Source organism: Bacteroides cellulosilyticus (assembly GCF_020091405.1).
Taxonomy (GTDB): domain Bacteria; phylum Bacteroidota; class Bacteroidia; order Bacteroidales; family Bacteroidaceae; genus Bacteroides.
On sequence record NZ_CP081903.1, the window covers coordinates 1,457,945 to 1,475,381 of the forward strand.

Consider the following 17,437-nt stretch of genomic DNA (forward strand, 5'->3'; position numbering starts at 1 on the left):
TACCATGAAAAAAAGGATAAATATATGAATTCTGACGATAAACTGTTTCTTCTCGATGCCTATGCATTGATATATCGCGCCTATTACGCGTTCATCAAGAGCCCTCGGATTAACTCCAAAGGGTTCAATACTTCCGCCATTCTGGGCTTTGTAAATACCCTGGAAGAAGTACTCAAAAAAGAGAATCCTACTCACATCGGAGTCGCTTTCGATCCCGCCGGACCGACCTTCCGCCATGAGGCCTACGAACAATATAAGGCACAACGTGAGGAAACTCCGGAAGCTATCCGCCTTTCCGTACCTATTATAAAGGATATTATACGTGCATACCGCATTCCCATCCTGGAAGTAGCGGGATACGAAGCCGACGACGTCATCGGTACGCTTGCCACTGAGGCAGGACAACAAGGCATCACCACTTACATGATGACTCCCGATAAGGACTATGGCCAATTAGTATCTGAAAATGTATTCATGTACCGTCCCAAACATACCGGCGGGTTTGAGGTTATGGGAATAGAACAGGTAAAAGCTAAATTCGACATTCAGTCCACCCAGCAGGTTATTGACATGCTGGGATTAATGGGGGATGCCTCCGATAATATTCCCGGATGTCCCGGTGTCGGAGAGAAAACCGCACAAAAGCTGATCAGTGAATTCGGCAGTATCGAAAATCTTCTGGAGCACACCGATGAACTAAAAGGTGCATTGAAGACGAAAGTCGAAAATAACCGGGAAATGATTACCTTCTCCAAATTCCTTGCAACAATCAAAATCGATGTTCCCATCAAACTTGACATGAAAGCTCTCGTTCGTGAAGAACCGAATGAAGAAGAACTCCGGAAAATTTTCGAAGAACTGGAATTCCGTACACTCATTGACCGTGTACTCAAAAAGAGTAGCTCTCCCTCCCCTTCTTCCGTTGCTCCCGATCTTTTTTCACCAGACCCGCTTTTTACTCAAAATAACGGTCCGATTCAAGGCAATTTGTTTGAAGAATTTGCGTCCAACGGGCCGGAAGATTCCAAAAATTCAAATCTCGCGCGTTTAGAAACCATCAATGCAGACTACCAACTCATTGATACAGAAGAGAAAAGGAGCAAAATTATTAAAAAGTTGCTTACAACTAAAATTCTCTCAATAGATACAGAAACGACTTCAGCCGAACCAATGGAAGCAGAATTGGTAGGGATGAGCTTCAGCGATACCGAAAATCAGGCTTATTATGTTCCGGTTCCGGCAGAACGGGAAGAAGCGTTAAAAATAGTAAATGAGTTCCGGCCGCTCTACGAAAATGAAAATTCAATGAAAGTCGGACAAAATATCAAGTACGATATTCTTGTTCTTCAAAATTACGGGATGGAAGTGAAAGGTGAACTTTTCGACACCATGATCGCACATTACGTTTTGCAACCCGAACTTCGTCATAACATGGATTACCTGGCAGAAATTTACCTGCATTATCAAACCATCCACATTGATGAACTTATCGGCCCGAGAGGAAAGAACCAAAAGAACATGCGGGACCTTCCACCAGAAGAAGTTTACAAATATGCATGCGAAGATGCAGACATTACTTTAAAGCTAAAGAATGTACTTGAAGAAGAATTGAAGAAGCAGGGAGTTGAACATCTCTTCTATGAAATAGAAATGCCGCTCGTACGCGTACTTGCCAATCTGGAAAGTAACGGGGTGCGCATTGATACCGAAGCACTGAAACAAACCTCCGAGCATTTCACTGTCCGCCTGCAAGAGATAGAAAAAGAAATCTATGAACTGGCAGAGGAAACGTTCAATATAGCTTCACCCAAGCAGGTGGGCGAAATCCTGTTCGACAAACTAAAGATTACAGATAAGGCAAAGAAAACCAAGACAGGACAATACGTCACTTCGGAAGAGGTACTGGAAAGCCTGCGCAATAAACATGAGATTATCGGAAAGATCCTCGAATACCGTGGATTGAAAAAATTATTAGGAACGTATATCGATGCTCTCCCCCTACTGATCAATCCACGCACAGGGCGTATTCATACTTCTTTTAACCAGGCAGTCACAGCTACCGGACGACTCAGTTCCAGTAACCCGAACCTGCAAAACATTCCTATCCGCGACGAAGACGGTAAGGAAATCCGTAAAGCCTTCATTCCGGACGATGGTTGCGAGTTCTTCTCCGCCGACTATTCACAGATAGAGTTGCGCATTATGGCACATCTAAGCGAAGATAAGAATATGATTGACGCCTTCCTCAGCGGTTATGATATTCATGCCGCCACTGCCGCTAAAATATATAAGGTAGACATAAAGGACGTCACTTCCGACATGCGTCGCAAAGCCAAGACAGCCAATTTCGGTATCATCTACGGTATTTCTATCTTTGGACTGGCAGAACGTATGAATGTGGACCGTAAAGAAGCCAAAGAATTGATCGATGGGTATTTCGAAACCTACCCGCAAGTTCGTGAATATATGGATAAAAGCATTCAGATAGCACGCGAACAAGGATATGTGGAAACGATCTTCCACCGCAAACGTTTCCTGCCCGATATCAACTCCCGCAACGCAACCGTACGCGGATATGCAGAGCGCAATGCCATCAATGCGCCTATCCAGGGAAGTGCAGCTGATATCATTAAAGTTGCCATGGCACGCATCTACAAACGCTTTCAAAGTAACAATCTGAAAGCAAAGATGATTTTACAGGTCCATGACGAACTAAATTTCAGCGTTCCAGAGGCTGAAAAAGAGTTTGTGCAACAAATTGTAATTGAAGAAATGGAACGTGCATATCGCATGCACGTACCCCTGAGAGCCGATTGCGGGTGGGGGAAAAACTGGTTGGAAGCCCATTAACTCCACCTATAACTTTATTTAACTTACAATCAGAAAGCAACTGAAGTAATCTGTTCGAAATACAGTTTGCTCACCATAATATCCGGCAACATCACTGCCGGATATTTTTTTGTCATCAATCTTGGCAAAAAGAAAGCATAAGGGAGCAACCATATTTGACATTTTGACTATATTTAATTCATATATGATATTTATGTCAATTAAATACGTACCTTTGCAACGAATTCAATGACATATTGATAGAATACAGTAAGAGATAACTTAAAAACATATAGAACCATGAGAACAAAAGTATTTTTAAAAACAGTTGCTTTATCAGCAGTAATTCTTTTTAGTGCTATGGCAGCTTCTGCAGCTAACAAAAACAACCTTATTTACAATTCGGAAGAGAAAGACGGAATGATGGTTGGGCAAACCGTTTACAAGATGGACAGTGGAACTTTAGCAAACTACATGAAGTACAGCTACAAGTATGATGACCAAAAACGTATGACGGAAAGCGAAACTATGAAGTGGAACAGCCAAAAGAATACTTGGGAAAACGATCTTCGCATTTGCTACGCCTATCAGGGAAAAAGCATCACTACCACTTATTATAAATGGAACAGTAAACAAAAAGCATACGTCCTTGTACCTGACATGACGGTTACGATGGACAATCCAAGCCTGTAAATCTTACAGATACTCTCTTAAAATTCTAACAAATTGAACAAACCGAAACCTTTATAAGTTTTGTACACCAACGAAAGCCGGAATACGCGATGTATTCCGGCTTTTTTCATAACTTTGCCTTTCAAAAAAAACATCTATTTATGATACCTGCCAACCTCACCCACTACATTGAAACAGAAATCATTCCACGTTATGAGAAGTTCGACAAGGCTCATAACCTCTCGCACGTACAGGCCGTTATAGAAGAGAGCCTTTCACTTGCCAAACAGTATGGTGTAAATGAAAGTATGGCATATACTATTGCCGCTTACCACGATACCGGGCTTTGTCATGATCGTGCTACACATCACCTAATCTCAGGTGAGATTCTGAAGCAAGATGCCGCTCTCCGCCAATGGTTCAATGAAAAAGAAATAGAAACCATGAAGGAGGCGGTAGAAGACCATCGGGCATCTACGGACCATGAACCTCGGAGTATTTACGGAAAAATAGTCGCAGAAGCAGATCGCGTGATTGACCCCACTATCACTCTACGCCGCACTGTACAATACGGGCTGAAACAACAACCAGAAGCAGATAAAGAATGGCACTATCAACGTTTTCATCAGCATTTAATGGATAAATATGCACCGGGAGGATATCTGAAGCTCTGGCTTCCAGACTCCAAGAATACAGAACGCCTGAAAGAACTACAAACTATTATCCTAAACGAAGATTTGCTCAAAAGAACATTCAACAAATTATTTTCAGAAGAAAAAAACAATTAAACCTCCGATAATGAAAGCACTTTATTATAATGCCATACTTGGCATATTACTATTCTTTCCCTCATTTTTGAAAGCGCAAATCAGACCTTTTGAACCACTTAATCCAGACAGGATATTCTTTAAGGGAAAGGTTGTGGATACAGATAACAACGCTCTCCCCAAGGTAAGTATCTACATACCCGGAAGTATGCGTGGAACAATTTCAGACTCAAACGGAAATTTCTACATAGATGCCAAACCTAAAGAAACCCTATACTTCACCTATGCAGGAAAAGAAGATGCATACAGACAATTACAGGAGAAAGATACTACCGGCTTCATAGTACAAATGCAACCACGTATTCAAAGATTGAAAAATGTACATGTAAGAAAAGATAAGATAATCATTGAAAAAGGTGAACCTTATGAAGACGACCGTGATGGTACGTTTGAACTTGTATATGCAGATGCCTATTTCCCAGATGGTGAAGAAGCTTTATACAAATTCTTTAAAGAAAACCAACAATATCCTCAGGAAGCTTTTAAGCAAGGAGAAGAAGGAGAAGTACTAATACAGTTCACTATTGACAAAAAGGGCAAAGCTACCGATCCTAAAATCCTCCGGAGTGTATCATCAATGCTGGATCAAGAGGCAAAACGCCTCGTTCTTTCCATGCCAGCTTGGAAGCCTGCCAGACAAAGAGGTTTGTGTGTAGAAAGTACCTTTATATTGCCTATCTATTTCCATATAGATATATGGAAAAAATATACAGAATAACACTACATAGCATTGAAAGACATAGGGCAACGTTAATTAAAACCTAATCTTTTATCAGATAAACAGAAGAATACCTATCTTTGCAGCAAGAAAATAAGTAATAACAAAATAGATAATGGCTTTACAATGTGGTATTGTTGGCCTGCCGAACGTAGGCAAGTCGACGCTTTTCAACTGTTTGTCCAACGCAAAAGCGCAGGCGGCAAACTTCCCTTTTTGTACAATAGAACCGAATGTAGGTGTAATCACCGTGCCCGATGAGCGCCTGACGAAACTCGCCGAACTGGTACATCCGGGCCGCATCGTGCCCACTACAGTGGAAATCGTGGATATTGCCGGACTCGTAAAGGGTGCCAGCAAAGGCGAAGGACTGGGTAACAAATTCCTCGCGAACATTCGTGAAACGGATGCTATCATTCACGTGCTGCGTTGCTTCGACGATGAAAACGTGACACACGTAGACGGAAGCATCAACCCGGTGCGCGACAAGGAAATCATCGACTACGAATTGCAACTGAAAGACCTGGAAACCATTGAAAGCCGCATCCAGAAAGTGCAGAAGCAAGCACAGACAGGTGGCGACAAAGCTGCCAAGCTGGCTTACGACGTACTGGTACAGTATAAAGAGGCACTGGAACAAGGCAAGAGCGCACGCACCGTGCAGTTCGAAACCAAAGACGAACAGAAGATTGCCAAAGAGCTTTTCCTCCTGACCAGCAAACCGGTGATGTACGTTTGCAACGTGGACGAGGCAAGCGCAGTGAATGGCAATAAATACGTGGAAATGGTGCGCGAAGCAGTGAAGGACGAAAATGCCGAAATCCTGATTGTAGCCGCCAAGACCGAAGCCGACATCGCCGAGCTGGAAACATATGAAGATCGCCAGATGTTCCTTGAAGAAGTAGGATTAAAAGAATCCGGCGTAAGCCGCCTGATTAAATCAGCCTACCAATTGCTGAACCTGGAAACCTTCATCACCGCCGGAGAAATGGAAGTGAGAGCATGGACCTATCAAAAAGGCTGGAAAGCTCCGCAATGTGCCGGAGTTATCCACACCGACTTTGAAAAAGGATTCATCCGCGCCGAGGTTATCAAGTACGAAGATTTCATTCAGTATGGCAGCGAGGCCGCCGTACGCGAAGCCGGAAAGCTGGGCGTGGAAGGCAAAGAATACGTGGTGCAGGACGGAGACATCATGCACTTCCGGTTCAACGTCTGATTTACGGAACTCATTATAAATCGTCCGCCAAGTGGCGGGCGATTTAATCACAGAATAATACTGCAAACCAACCATGAAGCAACTTTTCTCTACTCTACTCGTCATGCTTCTGTGCAGTGTCGCTTATGCACAGCAACAAGACTCAGTGACCATCTCCGGTCGTGTGACAGACTATGACGGGCAACCGATAGACAGTGCCAGTGTTTGGTGGCAAAACCCGCAGTTCAACGATGTCATAGAAGTCGTCACCGGCAAAGACGGACACTACACTGCCCGCGTGCCTAAAGGCAAATATCAGAGTGTGGCTTCTATCTACTTCCCCTCTTATGCGCATATCGCCATGAAAAGCGGTCTGCCCGAAGCAGAACACCGCCTGGAGTTCTGGGCTTGGGACTTCATCGCCGACCGCGACACTACGCTTAACATCCGCTACAACCGTATGGAAGCTTACGGCCTGCGTGCCTTCCGCATTCCCGGTGCCATGCCCACCTATCAGATATACGTCCGCCCCATGAGTCTGACGCGCTTCTACCAATGGATGGAAAAGACAAAGCCCGAATCCATACTGCACGGTGAAACTCTTGGCGACATCAAGCAAGAGTCTCAGAGCAAGGATGCCAAAGAATCGCAGTGGGCGCCCCGACCCGAACAACTGAAAGTCACAGTCTGGATAGATGGCGAGGAAGTCCCCGTATTGATGAAGCAGGAAATAAAAGAGTACTTTGACGCCAACGAATACGCCAATGCCTATCTGCTGACCGTAGACCTCCCCAAGCATCCGAAAGCAGGACTCCCTTACCGTATTTTCAAGGTAGAACTGGAAGACCTGGAGAACGGTGACCGTGGCGAAGGGCTTTACTATATGGAAAAAGAAATCTACGTAAAATAGTACATTGCAACAAAATGGAGAACAATAATATGAAATACCTTATAGCCGGCACAGGTGGTGTGGGAGGCAGTATCGCCGCCTTTCTTTCCCTTGCCGGAAAAGATGTGACCTGCATTGCCCGCGGTGAGCATCTGGCTGCCCTGCACGAACACGGATTGTGTCTGCACTCCGACCTGAAAGGTGAACATACACTACCCATAAAAGCCTATACCGCCGAAGAATATACAGGCAAAGCCGACGTCATCTTTGTATGCGTCAAAGGCTATTCCGTAGACTCGATAACGGAGTTGATAAAACGCTCCGCCCACAAGGACACGGTTGTAATCCCTATTCTCAATGTCTACGGCACAGGTCCCCGCATCCAGCGCCTGGTGCCCGGAGTGACGGTTCTGGACGGCTGTATCTACATCGTCGGCTTCGTGTCCGGCAAAGGGGAAATCACGCAAATGGGCAAGATATTCCGTCTGGTTTACGGTGCACACAAAGGCACGGTTGTTCCCCGTGGAACGTTGGAAACTATACAACAGGATTTGCAGGAAAGCGGCATCAAAGCCGAGATATCTCCCGACATCAACCGGGATACTTTCGTGAAGTGGTCTTTCATCTCCGCTATGGCTGTCACCGGAGCCTATTACGATGTGCCTATGGGCGAAGTACAGAAGCCCGGAGAGGTGCGCGATACGTTTATCGGACTATCCCGTGAGAGTGCTGCACTGGGCGCTAAACTCGGTATTGACTTCAAGGAAGACATTGTAGAATATAATCTTAAAGTTATCGACAAACTGGATCCGGAAAGTACTGCTTCCATGCAGAAGGATATGGCTAAGGGACACGAAAGTGAGGTGCAAGGGTTGCTTTTTGATATGATTGCTGCCGCAGAAGAACAGGGGATTGATATTCCGACGTACAGGATGGTGGCGGAGAAGTTCAAATCTTGAAGTCGCAATTTGCGACTTCAAATAAGGCAGTAACCGATGAAATACTATTTATGCATCCCAATATAAAAAAAACAGATGGAATTAACAGTAATCATACAGAGTAAAATATACGAGATAAGGGGACAACAAGTAATGCTTGACTTTGACCTGGCAGAAGCATATGGCATAGAAACAAGAGTCCTTAAACAAGCCATCAAACGCAACATTAAACGTTTTGAAGGAGAGGACTTTATGTTTACCCTAACCAAAGAAGAACTTTCAAGATCACAAATTGTGACCTTGAACAAAGGGCGAGGTAGCAACTTTAAATACATGCCTTTTGCTTTTACTGAATTAGGGGTAGCTATGCTTAGTAGTGTATTAAACTCTGACACGGCTATTGAAATGAATAAAAGCATCATGCGTGCTTTCGTCGCCGTCCGCCGATTTATAGCTAATCCGCCAGTTGACAGAGTATCCGAGCTGCAAAACGAATTGAAAGAACTCAAATCCTACATCGAAGAAGTCTTCACCGACTACAACGATATCAACGAAGACACCCGTGTGCAACTGGAGCTAATCAACCGAACCCTTGCCGAACTGCAAGCCCAGAAAAGACTGGCAGACAGCCCCAGAAACCCTATCGGCTTCATAAAACCAAAACAATAAACCATATAATCAGATATATTTATGCCATCACTGCTCACCATCAACTGGAATCCCGACCCCGAACTGTTCAACCTCTTCGGAAGTTTCCCCATTCGCTATTACGGGCTACTGTGGGGCATCGGCATCGTACTTGCCTGCATCATAGTCCAGCGCGAATACCGGGACAGGAAAATCAGTGAAGACAAGTTCACCCCCCTCTTTTTCTATTGCGTAATCGGTATCACCCTCGGAGCAAGGTTAGGACACTGCATTTTCTATGATTGGGGTTATTATCAGAACCATCTCATAGAAATGATACTTCCCATCAAGCAGTTTCCAAACGAAGGCTGGAAGTGGATAGGCTATCGAGGACTTGCCAGCCATGGCGGTACCCTCGGACTCATCATCGCCCTGTGGCTCTATTGCCGCAGAACCAAGATGCACTATATGGACGTACTGGACATGATAGCCGTAGCCACCCCCATCTGTGCCTGTTTCATCCGCCTTGCCAACCTGATGAACTCCGAAATCATCGGCAAGCCAACCGATATGCCTTGGGCTTTTGTATTCGAACAGGTAGATATGCTACCCCGCCATCCGGCACAGCTTTACGAAGCCATCGCCTACTTCATCTTCTTCCTGGGAATGGTTTACTTATATAAGAAATCAGATCACGGCACAAAGCTGCACCGCGGCTTCTTCTTCGGCCTCTGCCTGACAGAGATATTCACCTTCCGCTTCTTCGTGGAATTCCTCAAAGAAAACCAAGTGGATTTTGAGAATACAATGACTCTCAACATGGGGCAATGGCTCAGTATTCCGTTCGTTATCATCGGAATATACTTCATGCTCCTTTACGGGAGAAAGCAAACGATAAAAAAGTAAATAAACTTATCTATAACCAATATAATTGAAAATATGCTCTCATTATTAACCATCAACTGGAACCCAAACCCCGAACTATTCAATCTGTTCGGACATATTCCCGTACGTTATTACGGTCTGTTATGGGTCATCGGTATCGCCTGTTCCTATTTCGTAGTCCGCTACCAGTACAGAGACAAAAAAATCGGCGATGACAAGTTCGAACCGCTGTTCTTCTATTGCTTCTTCGGTATCCTCATCGGAGCACGCCTGGGACATTGCCTGTTCTATCAGCCGGAATACTATCTTCATCACTTCTGGGAGATGATATTGCCTATACAGTTCCTGCCCGATGGAGGTTGGAAATGGACCGGCTATGCAGGTCTCGCCAGTCATGGAGGCACGCTGGGGCTGATGATAGCCCTATGGCTGTACTGCCGCAAGATGAAAATGCACTATATGGATGTATTGGACATGATTGCCGTGGCAACTCCTATCTGCGCCTGCTTCATCCGCCTTGCCAATCTGATGAATTCTGAAATTATCGGTAAAGCGACCGATGTGCCTTGGGCATTTGTATTCGAACGGGTAGATATGCTTCCCCGGCATCCGGCACAGCTTTACGAGGCAATCGCCTACTTCATCTTCTTCCTGCTGATGATTTTCCTGTATAAGAATTACGGCAAGAAGCTGCATCGTGGTTTCTTCTTCGGACTCTGTCTGACAGAAATTTTTGTATTCCGCTTCTTCGTAGAATTCCTGAAAGAGAACCAGGTAGATTTCGAGAATAGCATGTCACTGAATATGGGACAATGGCTCAGCGTTCCGTTTGTAATCATAGGAGTGTATTTCATGTTCTTCTACGGAAAGAAGAAAACACAGAAATAAAAGAAGAATGAGGATGTATCAGACACGATTCTGATGCATCCTCATTCACACTATTTACGTTGCCACTTACTCTTCGAGGCATGCTCCCGCTTCAGAATATCACTTAGGGGAACTTCAAATATCTTGGCCTCAACCCATGCTACAAAGTCAAACTTACGCAAAATCTGAGTCTCATATTTATCCGCATACAAAACGTGAACTTCCTCCGCCATACTTTCCCATATTTTCGCTCGTTTTTTCCGGTCCGTATCAACAAAAGAGTAATTCAAGAATTTAAGCAGAAAAGATTCTACCTTCAGATTATGCCCTTTATTTTTGGACATTTCCCGCTTGATAGAGCGAACTTCGGACTGGATATAGTCTACATCCCCCAACTCATAATGAATCATCACATTCACGATCCTAATGGTGCGAAACAGCGGCAGAGAATATAGATGTCCTCTCCCGATAGTCGTACTCAACCGTTTCCGGGCTTTCCTGTACTCCCCGTTACCCAAATGGATCAAGGCGACATACAAGGACATTTCCGCCTGTTGCTGTTCTTTTAATAAGGCCATTTTATCAATCAGCGAAGCCTGATGTTCAGCAATCCATAAACCAGCCTGCTCAAACTCTCCCCTATCGATATAGGAGAATAACCTGTATATGAATATCACATAAGTTACATTCAACTGAAAACTCGATGACGGCGAAGACAGTTTCTCCAACTTCCCTATAAAATAATCCATACCCTCATAATTGTGCATGATACGAAGACTCTCTAACATTCCTTCCACCGTCATCAGATAATATACCGGAGGATTATTCCAAAGATGGGTGTTCTCTTCGAACAACTTGTTCAGCTCCACAAACGAATTGAACGCAGCTCTGTAATCTCCCACCGTCACAAAGTAATTGGCCTGGAAAAGCTGGTGATTCTTCTTTATCTCAAAGTTCTCGACGCCTGCACTTGCCACGATACTGATCTCACTCGTCACCAGATCATCTAACTTCTGTGTTTCCTCCAATGATCGTGAAGCTCCTCTATTAAGCATTCTCAACTTCAATAACTCATACAATGAAGACTGTTCATTCAGCTGCCTGATATTCTTTAGGGTATTATTCATCTTATATTGCTTGTTCAGGAGTTTCTTTTCATCCACCTCTTCGAAATCCAAAGTCAAGAGATAATTCAGTTCCAGCCTTTGCGCCACAAGCAGTGCAAAATGATTCTCATAGTAGACAGCTTTTTCCTTCACTTTTTTCAGTACCTGGAAGCACTCCTGATACATTGATTTCTCATACAACACCCTGGCATGCAGCAGCTCATTGAACAACAGATAATAGCTATCCTGCTCTGTTCTCAGTTCTGTCAATATCTCTATCAGCAGGTCGAACAGGTAAATAACCACCGTATTGAAAGAAGAAGTGGGCTTTGCCTTCAGGAAACACTGTTTCAGTTCTTCAGGGTCACTGATCTTCTTGTCATCAATCAATCTGAAAAGGAAGATATAGTCTTTCTCCGGCTTATTGGATATATAGATAGAGAATTCTTTCTTCTCTTGTTTCGTGAGACTATTTATCAATTGGATAAGCGATTCGGACTTTAGCATAGCATTAGTAGATTTTGAAATAACGAAAGCAAGGTAGAGAAAAAAACAAAAGGAAACAATCCTTTCGCGGAATAATATAAGCTTTAGCTATATTACAAATATTAGAATACCGCATATACATATACACAAAATTCATTATATATCAATCAATTAACACTTATGATAACGATATTATATAAATTTACCAGTATTATATTTGTGCACTTTTTGTTTGCTTATGAATTATCTATCGCATACATTTGGCGTAGAAAAAGAAAGCACAGTTCCGAATTACTTAATCTTAAACTAATTAATAGCCATGAGCAAGAATATCATTGTAATAGGTAGTTGTAATACAGATATGGTCATCAAAGCCGACCGCCTCCCCGTTCCCGGAGAAACAGTAATGGGCGGCAGTTTCATGATGAACCCCGGAGGTAAAGGAGCCAACCAGGCTGTAGCCGCTGCCCGATTAAAAGGAAATGTGTACTTCATAGCCAAGACCGGCAACGATCTATTCGGCAAACGTTCCATAGAGCAGTACGAAGACGAAGGAATTCACGTTGAAAATATCTATTCAGACCCTACCCTCCCTTCCGGAGTAGCACTGATTATGGTAGACGTGAACGGAGAAAACAGTATCGCTGTCGCCTCCGGAGCCAATGGCTCACTGAGTCCTGAAGATATCCGGAAAGCACAGCCTGTCATCGAGAAAGGAGATATCCTGCTGATGCAACTGGAAATTCCCATAGAAACAGTGGAATATGCAGCCCAGATAGCAAGCGAACAGGGCATCAAGGTTATTCTGAACCCAGCACCCGCCCGCGCTCTCTCCAACAAGCTGCTGCAAAACCTGTATATGATTATCCCCAACGAAACGGAAGCCGAAATCCTTTCGGGAATCAAAGTGACCGACTGGGAAAGCGCCCGGAAAGCTGCGGATATCATCAGTGCCAAAGGAGTGGACATTGTCGTGATTACAATGGGTTCCAAAGGAGCTCTGATTAAGGAAAACAACGAATACCACGAGGTTTCCGTCCCCAAAGTGAAAGCGGTGGATACCACAGCTGCCGGAGACACCTTCTGCGGCTCTCTGTGTGTAGCCCTATCCGAAGACATGAATGTGCTGGATGCCGTGAAGTTTGCCAATAAATGCGCCTCCATCACAGTGACCCGCATGGGAGCACAGTCCGCCCTGCCCTATCGCAAAGAAATAGATATTTTATAAATAATAACTTTAAATTCTGATACCATGTTTATTGTAGACAGTTACTCATTAGCCGTTATTTTCTGCGTTATCACGATGCTCTGCTGGGGTTCGTGGGGTAATACACAGAAACTTGCCGGGAAGACCTGGCGTTACGAATTGTTCTACTGGGATTACGTTATCGGTATCCTGGTCTTCTCCCTCCTTTTAGGATTCACGCTGGGCAGTACGGGAGATGCCGGACGCGGTTTCGTTGAAGATCTGAAACAGATCAGTATGGAGAACTATGCAAGCGCTTTTGCAGGAGGGGTTATATTCAACCTATCCAATATCCTGCTGTCAGCTTCCGTCTCGATGGCCGGGCTTACGGTAGCATTCCCTCTGGGAGTTGGCATAGCATTGGTATTAGGGGTTTTCGTCAACTACTTTGGCGAGCCCAAAGGTGATGCGGTAATCCTTTTCAGTGGTGTGGCGCTGGTGGTACTAGCCATTATTTTCAATGCCATAGCTGCCGGAAAGATGAATAAGAAAGGAAGCAGTACGAATAAGAAAGGAATTCTTATCGCCATCATAGCAGGTGTACTGATGTCCTTCTTCTACCGGTTCGTTGCCGCTGCCATGGACTTAAATAACTTTGAGTCGCCTACTCCCACAATGGCTACTCCGTATTCTGCATTCTTTATATTCGCAATAGGTATCTTCATAAGCAATTTCATTATCAACACCATCGTGATGAAGAAGCCGTTTGTAGGTACTCCGGTAAGCTATAAAGAGTACTTCCAAGGCAAATTCAGCACACATATGGTCGGAGTGCTGGGAGGAGCCATCTGGGGATTAGGCACGGCTCTGAGTTACATTGCAGCAGGGAAAGCCGGCGCGGCTATCTCGTATGCTTTGGGACAGGGAGCGCCTATGATTGCAGCTTTGTGGGGTATATTCATCTGGAAGGAGTTCAAAGGCTCTTCACGGACGGTAAATATCCTCCTGGCTTGCATGTTCGTTCTGTTTATATCTGGTTTAGGAGCAATTATCATCTCCGGAGCCAATTAATCCGGCTCTCACTCGATCTCATAAATTAATGCTTTCTTTTTCTACCTTTCATCGAGTGAAAGAGGAAATTGCCTGAACTAAATATACATTTTCGTTCAACCTAAAATTTTTTAATACATGAGACTAATTAAAGCAATATTATTCTGTCTGTGCATGTGTTCGTTCGACTTGTACGCACAAGTCAATGTCACAGGTATTGTAAATGATAACACCGGGGAGACACTTCCCGGAGTATCTATTCTGGCAAAAGACGGCGACCGTACCTACGGCACCACCACCGATATGAATGGCAAATACCAGATTAAAGTCAATCAAGGTGCTACCCTTGAGTTCAGCTTCATCGGCTTCGCCACACAAAAGGTGAAAGTGGGCACCGGCAACGTCATCAATATCACTCTGGAGCCCGAAAACAAACTACTGGACGAAGTAGTGGTTATCGGTTATGGTACTGTAAAGAAGAAAGATTTGCTGGGTTCCATATCTACCGTCAAGGAAGATGCTCTGGCCGAACGCGTTTCGGGCAATGTAGTGGAATCTATGCGCGGTCTGACTTCCGGTGTAAAGATTACGAGCAGCGGTCAGCCCGGCTCCAATGCCAACATCACGATCCGTGGTTTAGGCAGTCTGACGAACAATAACCCGCTGTTCATCATCGACGGTGCCTATGGCGGCAGCGACTTGGGTGTCAATGTGGAAGATATCGAATCCATCCAAGTGTTGAAAGATGCCTCATCAGCGGCCATATACGGATCGCGTGCAGCCAACGGTGTTGTAATCATCACCACCAAACAGGGTAAAGAAGGTGACTTGAAAGTAAAGTTCGACTCCCAACTGACGCTGAGCTGGCTCCCCCGTTACGACCTGATGGATGCCGAGACATATAAAATCTACAACGACCGCGCCTACGACGAAGCCATACTGGCAGGCGTCTCAGGCATTACCAAACGTCAGAACCACTACGACGGGAATACCGACTGGCAGGATGAAATGCTGAGCACCGGTGTTTTACAGAACTACAACGTCTCGTTGTCCGGTGGTTCCAAAACGGTGAAGTACTACGCCTCACTGAACCGCATGGTCGACGACGGCGCCCTATTGAATACCAAGTATGACAAATACGGTTTCCGCATCAACACAAGTGGACAGAAGGGCATTTTCTCCTATGGAGAGAACTTCTACTACACCAAGTCGGACCGGAAAAACCTGAATGGTAATCCCTGGAGTGACTTTATCGGTATAGCACCAACAATTCCGGTATATGATGAATCACATCCCGGAGGATACGGATATGGTGACGTAGACCGCGCGAACACATACGGTCTGAACCCCGTAGCCATGCAAAACCTGTATGTGCAGAACAACGAAGAAGAGTATCTGACAGGAAACATCTACGGACAGATATCACTCTTCGGGATGTTCGATGCCAAACTGAATGTAGCCTACAAGAGTTATATGGGTATTACCAACTCACTGCGCAAGAAAGGTAACTGGACGATGGGCCAGGGAGACGATGCCGCGAGCTTAGGCTACGACAGCGCCAAGAATCACGACATCCTGATTGAGCAGACCTATAACTTCAAGCATAAATTCGGTAAGCACGATGTGAATGCTCTGTTCGGTATCACCTACAACAAGTTCCACGAAGAAAAGCGCTGGATAACGAAATTAGACCCACTGATGATAGGTGACAAATACATCACTTCACTCGATGCCGCCACCGGCAACACCACCGCAGGCGGTAATTATGGTGAATCTGCCTTGATTTCCTACCTCGGAAGAATCAACTATTCGTATGCCGACAAATATCTGGCACAGGTGACCGCCCGCCGCGACGGCACTTCCCGTCTGCCCAAAAACGACCGTTGGGGAAACTTCCTCTCCGTTTCACTGGGCTGGCGCATCAGTGGAGAGAAGTTCTTCCAGGTGCCCTGGATTGACGATTTGAAGATACGTGCCAACTACGGTACACTCGGTAACAGCAGTATCGGCTACTGGGACTACCAATCGGTCATCAACACCGCTCCGCGTGCAGTGATCGGCAGCCCCGAAAACATCCTGATTGGTATGACGCAATCCCAGTTGAGCAACAACGATCTTGTCTGGGAGAAGAAGACAACCGCCAACATAGGTTTCGACTTAGTCGCCCTCAACAACCGTCTCCGCTTCACGGCCGAATATTTCTACTCCAAAAGCGAAGACCTGCTTGTCTACCTGCCCATCCTGATGAGTTCAGGTAACGAAGGCGGTGCACCGGCTGTCAATGCCGGCAGTCTGGAGAATAGAGGAGTCGAATTTGAAGTAGGCTGGAATGATAAGGTCGGTGAATTTGAATACTCAGCATCATTAAACATCTCCCACTTGAAGAACAAAGTTATTGATCTGGGCTATGGGAAACAGAATAAGAAGATTCCTACATATACCACGCTCGCAATAACCGAAGTCGGACAGCCTCTCGGTATGTGGTACCTTTACAAGATGCTCGGCATCTTCCAATCCGAAGAAGAAATACAGAACTATGTAAACTCCGAAGGCAAAGTCATTCAGCCGAATGCCCGCCCCGGTGATATCAAATACGATGATTACAACGGCGATGGAATCATTTCATCCGAAGACCGCCAGAAAGTGGGCAATCCGTGGCCAAAGCTCGAACTCGGCTTAAATCTTGGTGCCTCCTATAAAGGTTTCGACCTGAGCATCAGCGGTTACGGCCGCTTCGGACAGGAAGTATGGAACGGCTCGGCAGCCGCAGCCGGTGACTTCGCCAACAACCAGAACAACTTCAACGGCATTGTTCCCTGGACACAGGAGCACCCGGTGAACGACCGTCCGCGCATCGTATACGGAGATTCCCGCAACAGCCGAAGCGACCAGGACCGCTGGTTAGAGAACGGTTCGTTCTTCCGTCTGAGCGACATTACCTTAGGATATACGGTTCCTGCCCGTTACATCAAGAAAATCGGTTTGGAGAGACTCCGTGCGTCAGTCACCCTGCAGAACATGGTTACTTTCACCGGATATTCCGGACTTGACCCTGAATTTGCAGACAGCGGCATCTTCACTATGGGAGCAGACTATTGCTCGTTCCCCAACCCGCGTGCCGTACAGTTTGCCTTATCATTCACATTCTAAATACTGCCG

General features: G+C 45.2%; 14 protein-coding genes. 13 read left to right on the plus strand and 1 reads right to left on the minus strand.

The genetic code is table 11. The features are described from left to right. Positions 1-24: 24 nt before the first annotated feature. From polA to lgt (K6V21_RS05090), 10 genes are all read left to right on the plus strand, one after another. Positions 25-2,850 carry a DNA polymerase I gene (polA, locus tag K6V21_RS05045; protein ID WP_224321054.1) on the plus strand — a complete coding sequence of 942 codons (2,826 nt, stop codon included), beginning with the start codon at positions 25-27 and terminating at the stop codon, positions 2,848-2,850. Positions 2,851-3,129: 279 nt separating this feature from the next. After that, the gene (locus K6V21_RS05050; protein WP_007211197.1) at positions 3,130-3,522 is read left to right on the plus strand and encodes a DUF3836 domain-containing protein; all 393 of its coding nucleotides are present in this window, start codon (positions 3,130-3,132) and stop codon (positions 3,520-3,522) included. Positions 3,523-3,662: 140 nt separating this feature from the next. Beyond that, complete coding sequence (locus K6V21_RS05055) at positions 3,663-4,289, plus strand: HD domain-containing protein (protein WP_224321055.1); 627 nt, start codon at positions 3,663-3,665, stop codon at positions 4,287-4,289. Positions 4,290-4,299: 10 nt separating this feature from the next. Next, entirely contained in the window at positions 4,300-5,046 is a 747-nt protein-coding gene (locus K6V21_RS05060; RefSeq protein WP_224321056.1) for a TonB family protein, read from the plus strand. A 115-nt stretch (positions 5,047-5,161) separates the two neighbouring features. Continuing rightward, complete coding sequence (gene ychF / locus K6V21_RS05065) at positions 5,162-6,265, plus strand: redox-regulated ATPase YchF (RefSeq protein WP_044534838.1); 1,104 nt, start codon at positions 5,162-5,164, stop codon at positions 6,263-6,265. Positions 6,266-6,338: 73 nt separating this feature from the next. Next, positions 6,339-7,154, plus strand: a complete 816-nt coding sequence (locus K6V21_RS05070; protein WP_224321057.1) for a carboxypeptidase-like regulatory domain-containing protein — start codon at positions 6,339-6,341, stop codon at positions 7,152-7,154. 14 nt (positions 7,155-7,168) lie between these two features. Beyond that, a complete protein-coding gene (locus K6V21_RS05075; RefSeq protein ID WP_224321058.1) occupies positions 7,169-8,092 on the plus strand; it encodes a ketopantoate reductase family protein in 924 nt (307 codons plus the stop codon). 75 nt (positions 8,093-8,167) lie between these two features. Then, a complete protein-coding gene (locus tag K6V21_RS05080) occupies positions 8,168-8,740 on the plus strand; it encodes an ORF6N domain-containing protein (RefSeq protein ID WP_224321060.1) in 573 nt (190 codons plus the stop codon). 21 nt (positions 8,741-8,761) lie between these two features. Next, the gene (lgt, locus tag K6V21_RS05085; RefSeq protein ID WP_224321061.1) at positions 8,762-9,604 is read left to right on the plus strand and encodes a prolipoprotein diacylglyceryl transferase; all 843 of its coding nucleotides are present in this window, start codon (positions 8,762-8,764) and stop codon (positions 9,602-9,604) included. A gap of 33 nt (positions 9,605-9,637) precedes the next feature. Next, positions 9,638-10,471: a prolipoprotein diacylglyceryl transferase gene (gene lgt / locus K6V21_RS05090; RefSeq protein ID WP_254882859.1), complete on the plus strand. Its 834-nt coding sequence runs from the start codon at positions 9,638-9,640 to the stop codon at positions 10,469-10,471. Between the two features lie 50 nt (positions 10,472-10,521). Here the strand turns inward: lgt (K6V21_RS05090) and K6V21_RS05095 are convergent, their stop codons facing one another. After that, on the minus strand, positions 10,522-12,063 hold the full coding sequence (locus K6V21_RS05095; protein ID WP_217712861.1) for a hypothetical protein: 1,542 nt from the start codon (positions 12,061-12,063) through the stop codon (positions 10,522-10,524). Positions 12,064-12,361: 298 nt separating this feature from the next. Here K6V21_RS05095 and rbsK point away from each other — a divergent pair, with 298 nt between their 5' ends. From rbsK to K6V21_RS05110, 3 genes are all read left to right on the plus strand, one after another. Then, on the plus strand, positions 12,362-13,270 hold the full coding sequence (rbsK, locus tag K6V21_RS05100; RefSeq protein WP_217712862.1) for a ribokinase: 909 nt from the start codon (positions 12,362-12,364) through the stop codon (positions 13,268-13,270). 24 nt (positions 13,271-13,294) lie between these two features. Further along, positions 13,295-14,299: a GRP family sugar transporter gene (locus K6V21_RS05105; protein ID WP_217712863.1), complete on the plus strand. Its 1,005-nt coding sequence runs from the start codon at positions 13,295-13,297 to the stop codon at positions 14,297-14,299. Positions 14,300-14,416: 117 nt separating this feature from the next. Next, positions 14,417-17,428, plus strand: a complete 3,012-nt coding sequence (locus K6V21_RS05110) for a SusC/RagA family TonB-linked outer membrane protein (protein WP_224321064.1) — start codon at positions 14,417-14,419, stop codon at positions 17,426-17,428. The last annotated feature ends 9 nt before the right edge of the window (positions 17,429-17,437 follow it).

Coding starts and splice junctions, on each gene's coding strand:
- K6V21_RS05055 (WP_224321055.1), top strand. CDS start 3,663: ATGATACCTGCCAACCTCACCCACTACATTGAAACAGAAATCATTCCA.
- K6V21_RS05070 (WP_224321057.1), top strand. CDS start 6,339: ATGAAGCAACTTTTCTCTACTCTACTCGTCATGCTTCTGTGCAGTGTC.
- K6V21_RS05050 (WP_007211197.1), top strand. CDS start 3,130: ATGAGAACAAAAGTATTTTTAAAAACAGTTGCTTTATCAGCAGTAATT.
- lgt (WP_224321061.1), top strand. CDS start 8,762: ATGCCATCACTGCTCACCATCAACTGGAATCCCGACCCCGAACTGTTC.
- polA (WP_224321054.1), top strand. CDS start 25: ATGAATTCTGACGATAAACTGTTTCTTCTCGATGCCTATGCATTGATA.
- K6V21_RS05060 (WP_224321056.1), top strand. CDS start 4,300: ATGAAAGCACTTTATTATAATGCCATACTTGGCATATTACTATTCTTT.
- K6V21_RS05105 (WP_217712863.1), top strand. CDS start 13,295: ATGTTTATTGTAGACAGTTACTCATTAGCCGTTATTTTCTGCGTTATC.
- ychF (WP_044534838.1), top strand. CDS start 5,162: ATGGCTTTACAATGTGGTATTGTTGGCCTGCCGAACGTAGGCAAGTCG.
- K6V21_RS05095 (WP_217712861.1), bottom strand. CDS start 12,063: ATGCTAAAGTCCGAATCGCTTATCCAATTGATAAATAGTCTCACGAAA.
- lgt (WP_254882859.1), top strand. CDS start 9,638: ATGCTCTCATTATTAACCATCAACTGGAACCCAAACCCCGAACTATTC.
- rbsK (WP_217712862.1), top strand. CDS start 12,362: ATGAGCAAGAATATCATTGTAATAGGTAGTTGTAATACAGATATGGTC.
- K6V21_RS05080 (WP_224321060.1), top strand. CDS start 8,168: ATGGAATTAACAGTAATCATACAGAGTAAAATATACGAGATAAGGGGA.
- K6V21_RS05110 (WP_224321064.1), top strand. CDS start 14,417: ATGAGACTAATTAAAGCAATATTATTCTGTCTGTGCATGTGTTCGTTC.
- K6V21_RS05075 (WP_224321058.1), top strand. CDS start 7,169: ATGGAGAACAATAATATGAAATACCTTATAGCCGGCACAGGTGGTGTG.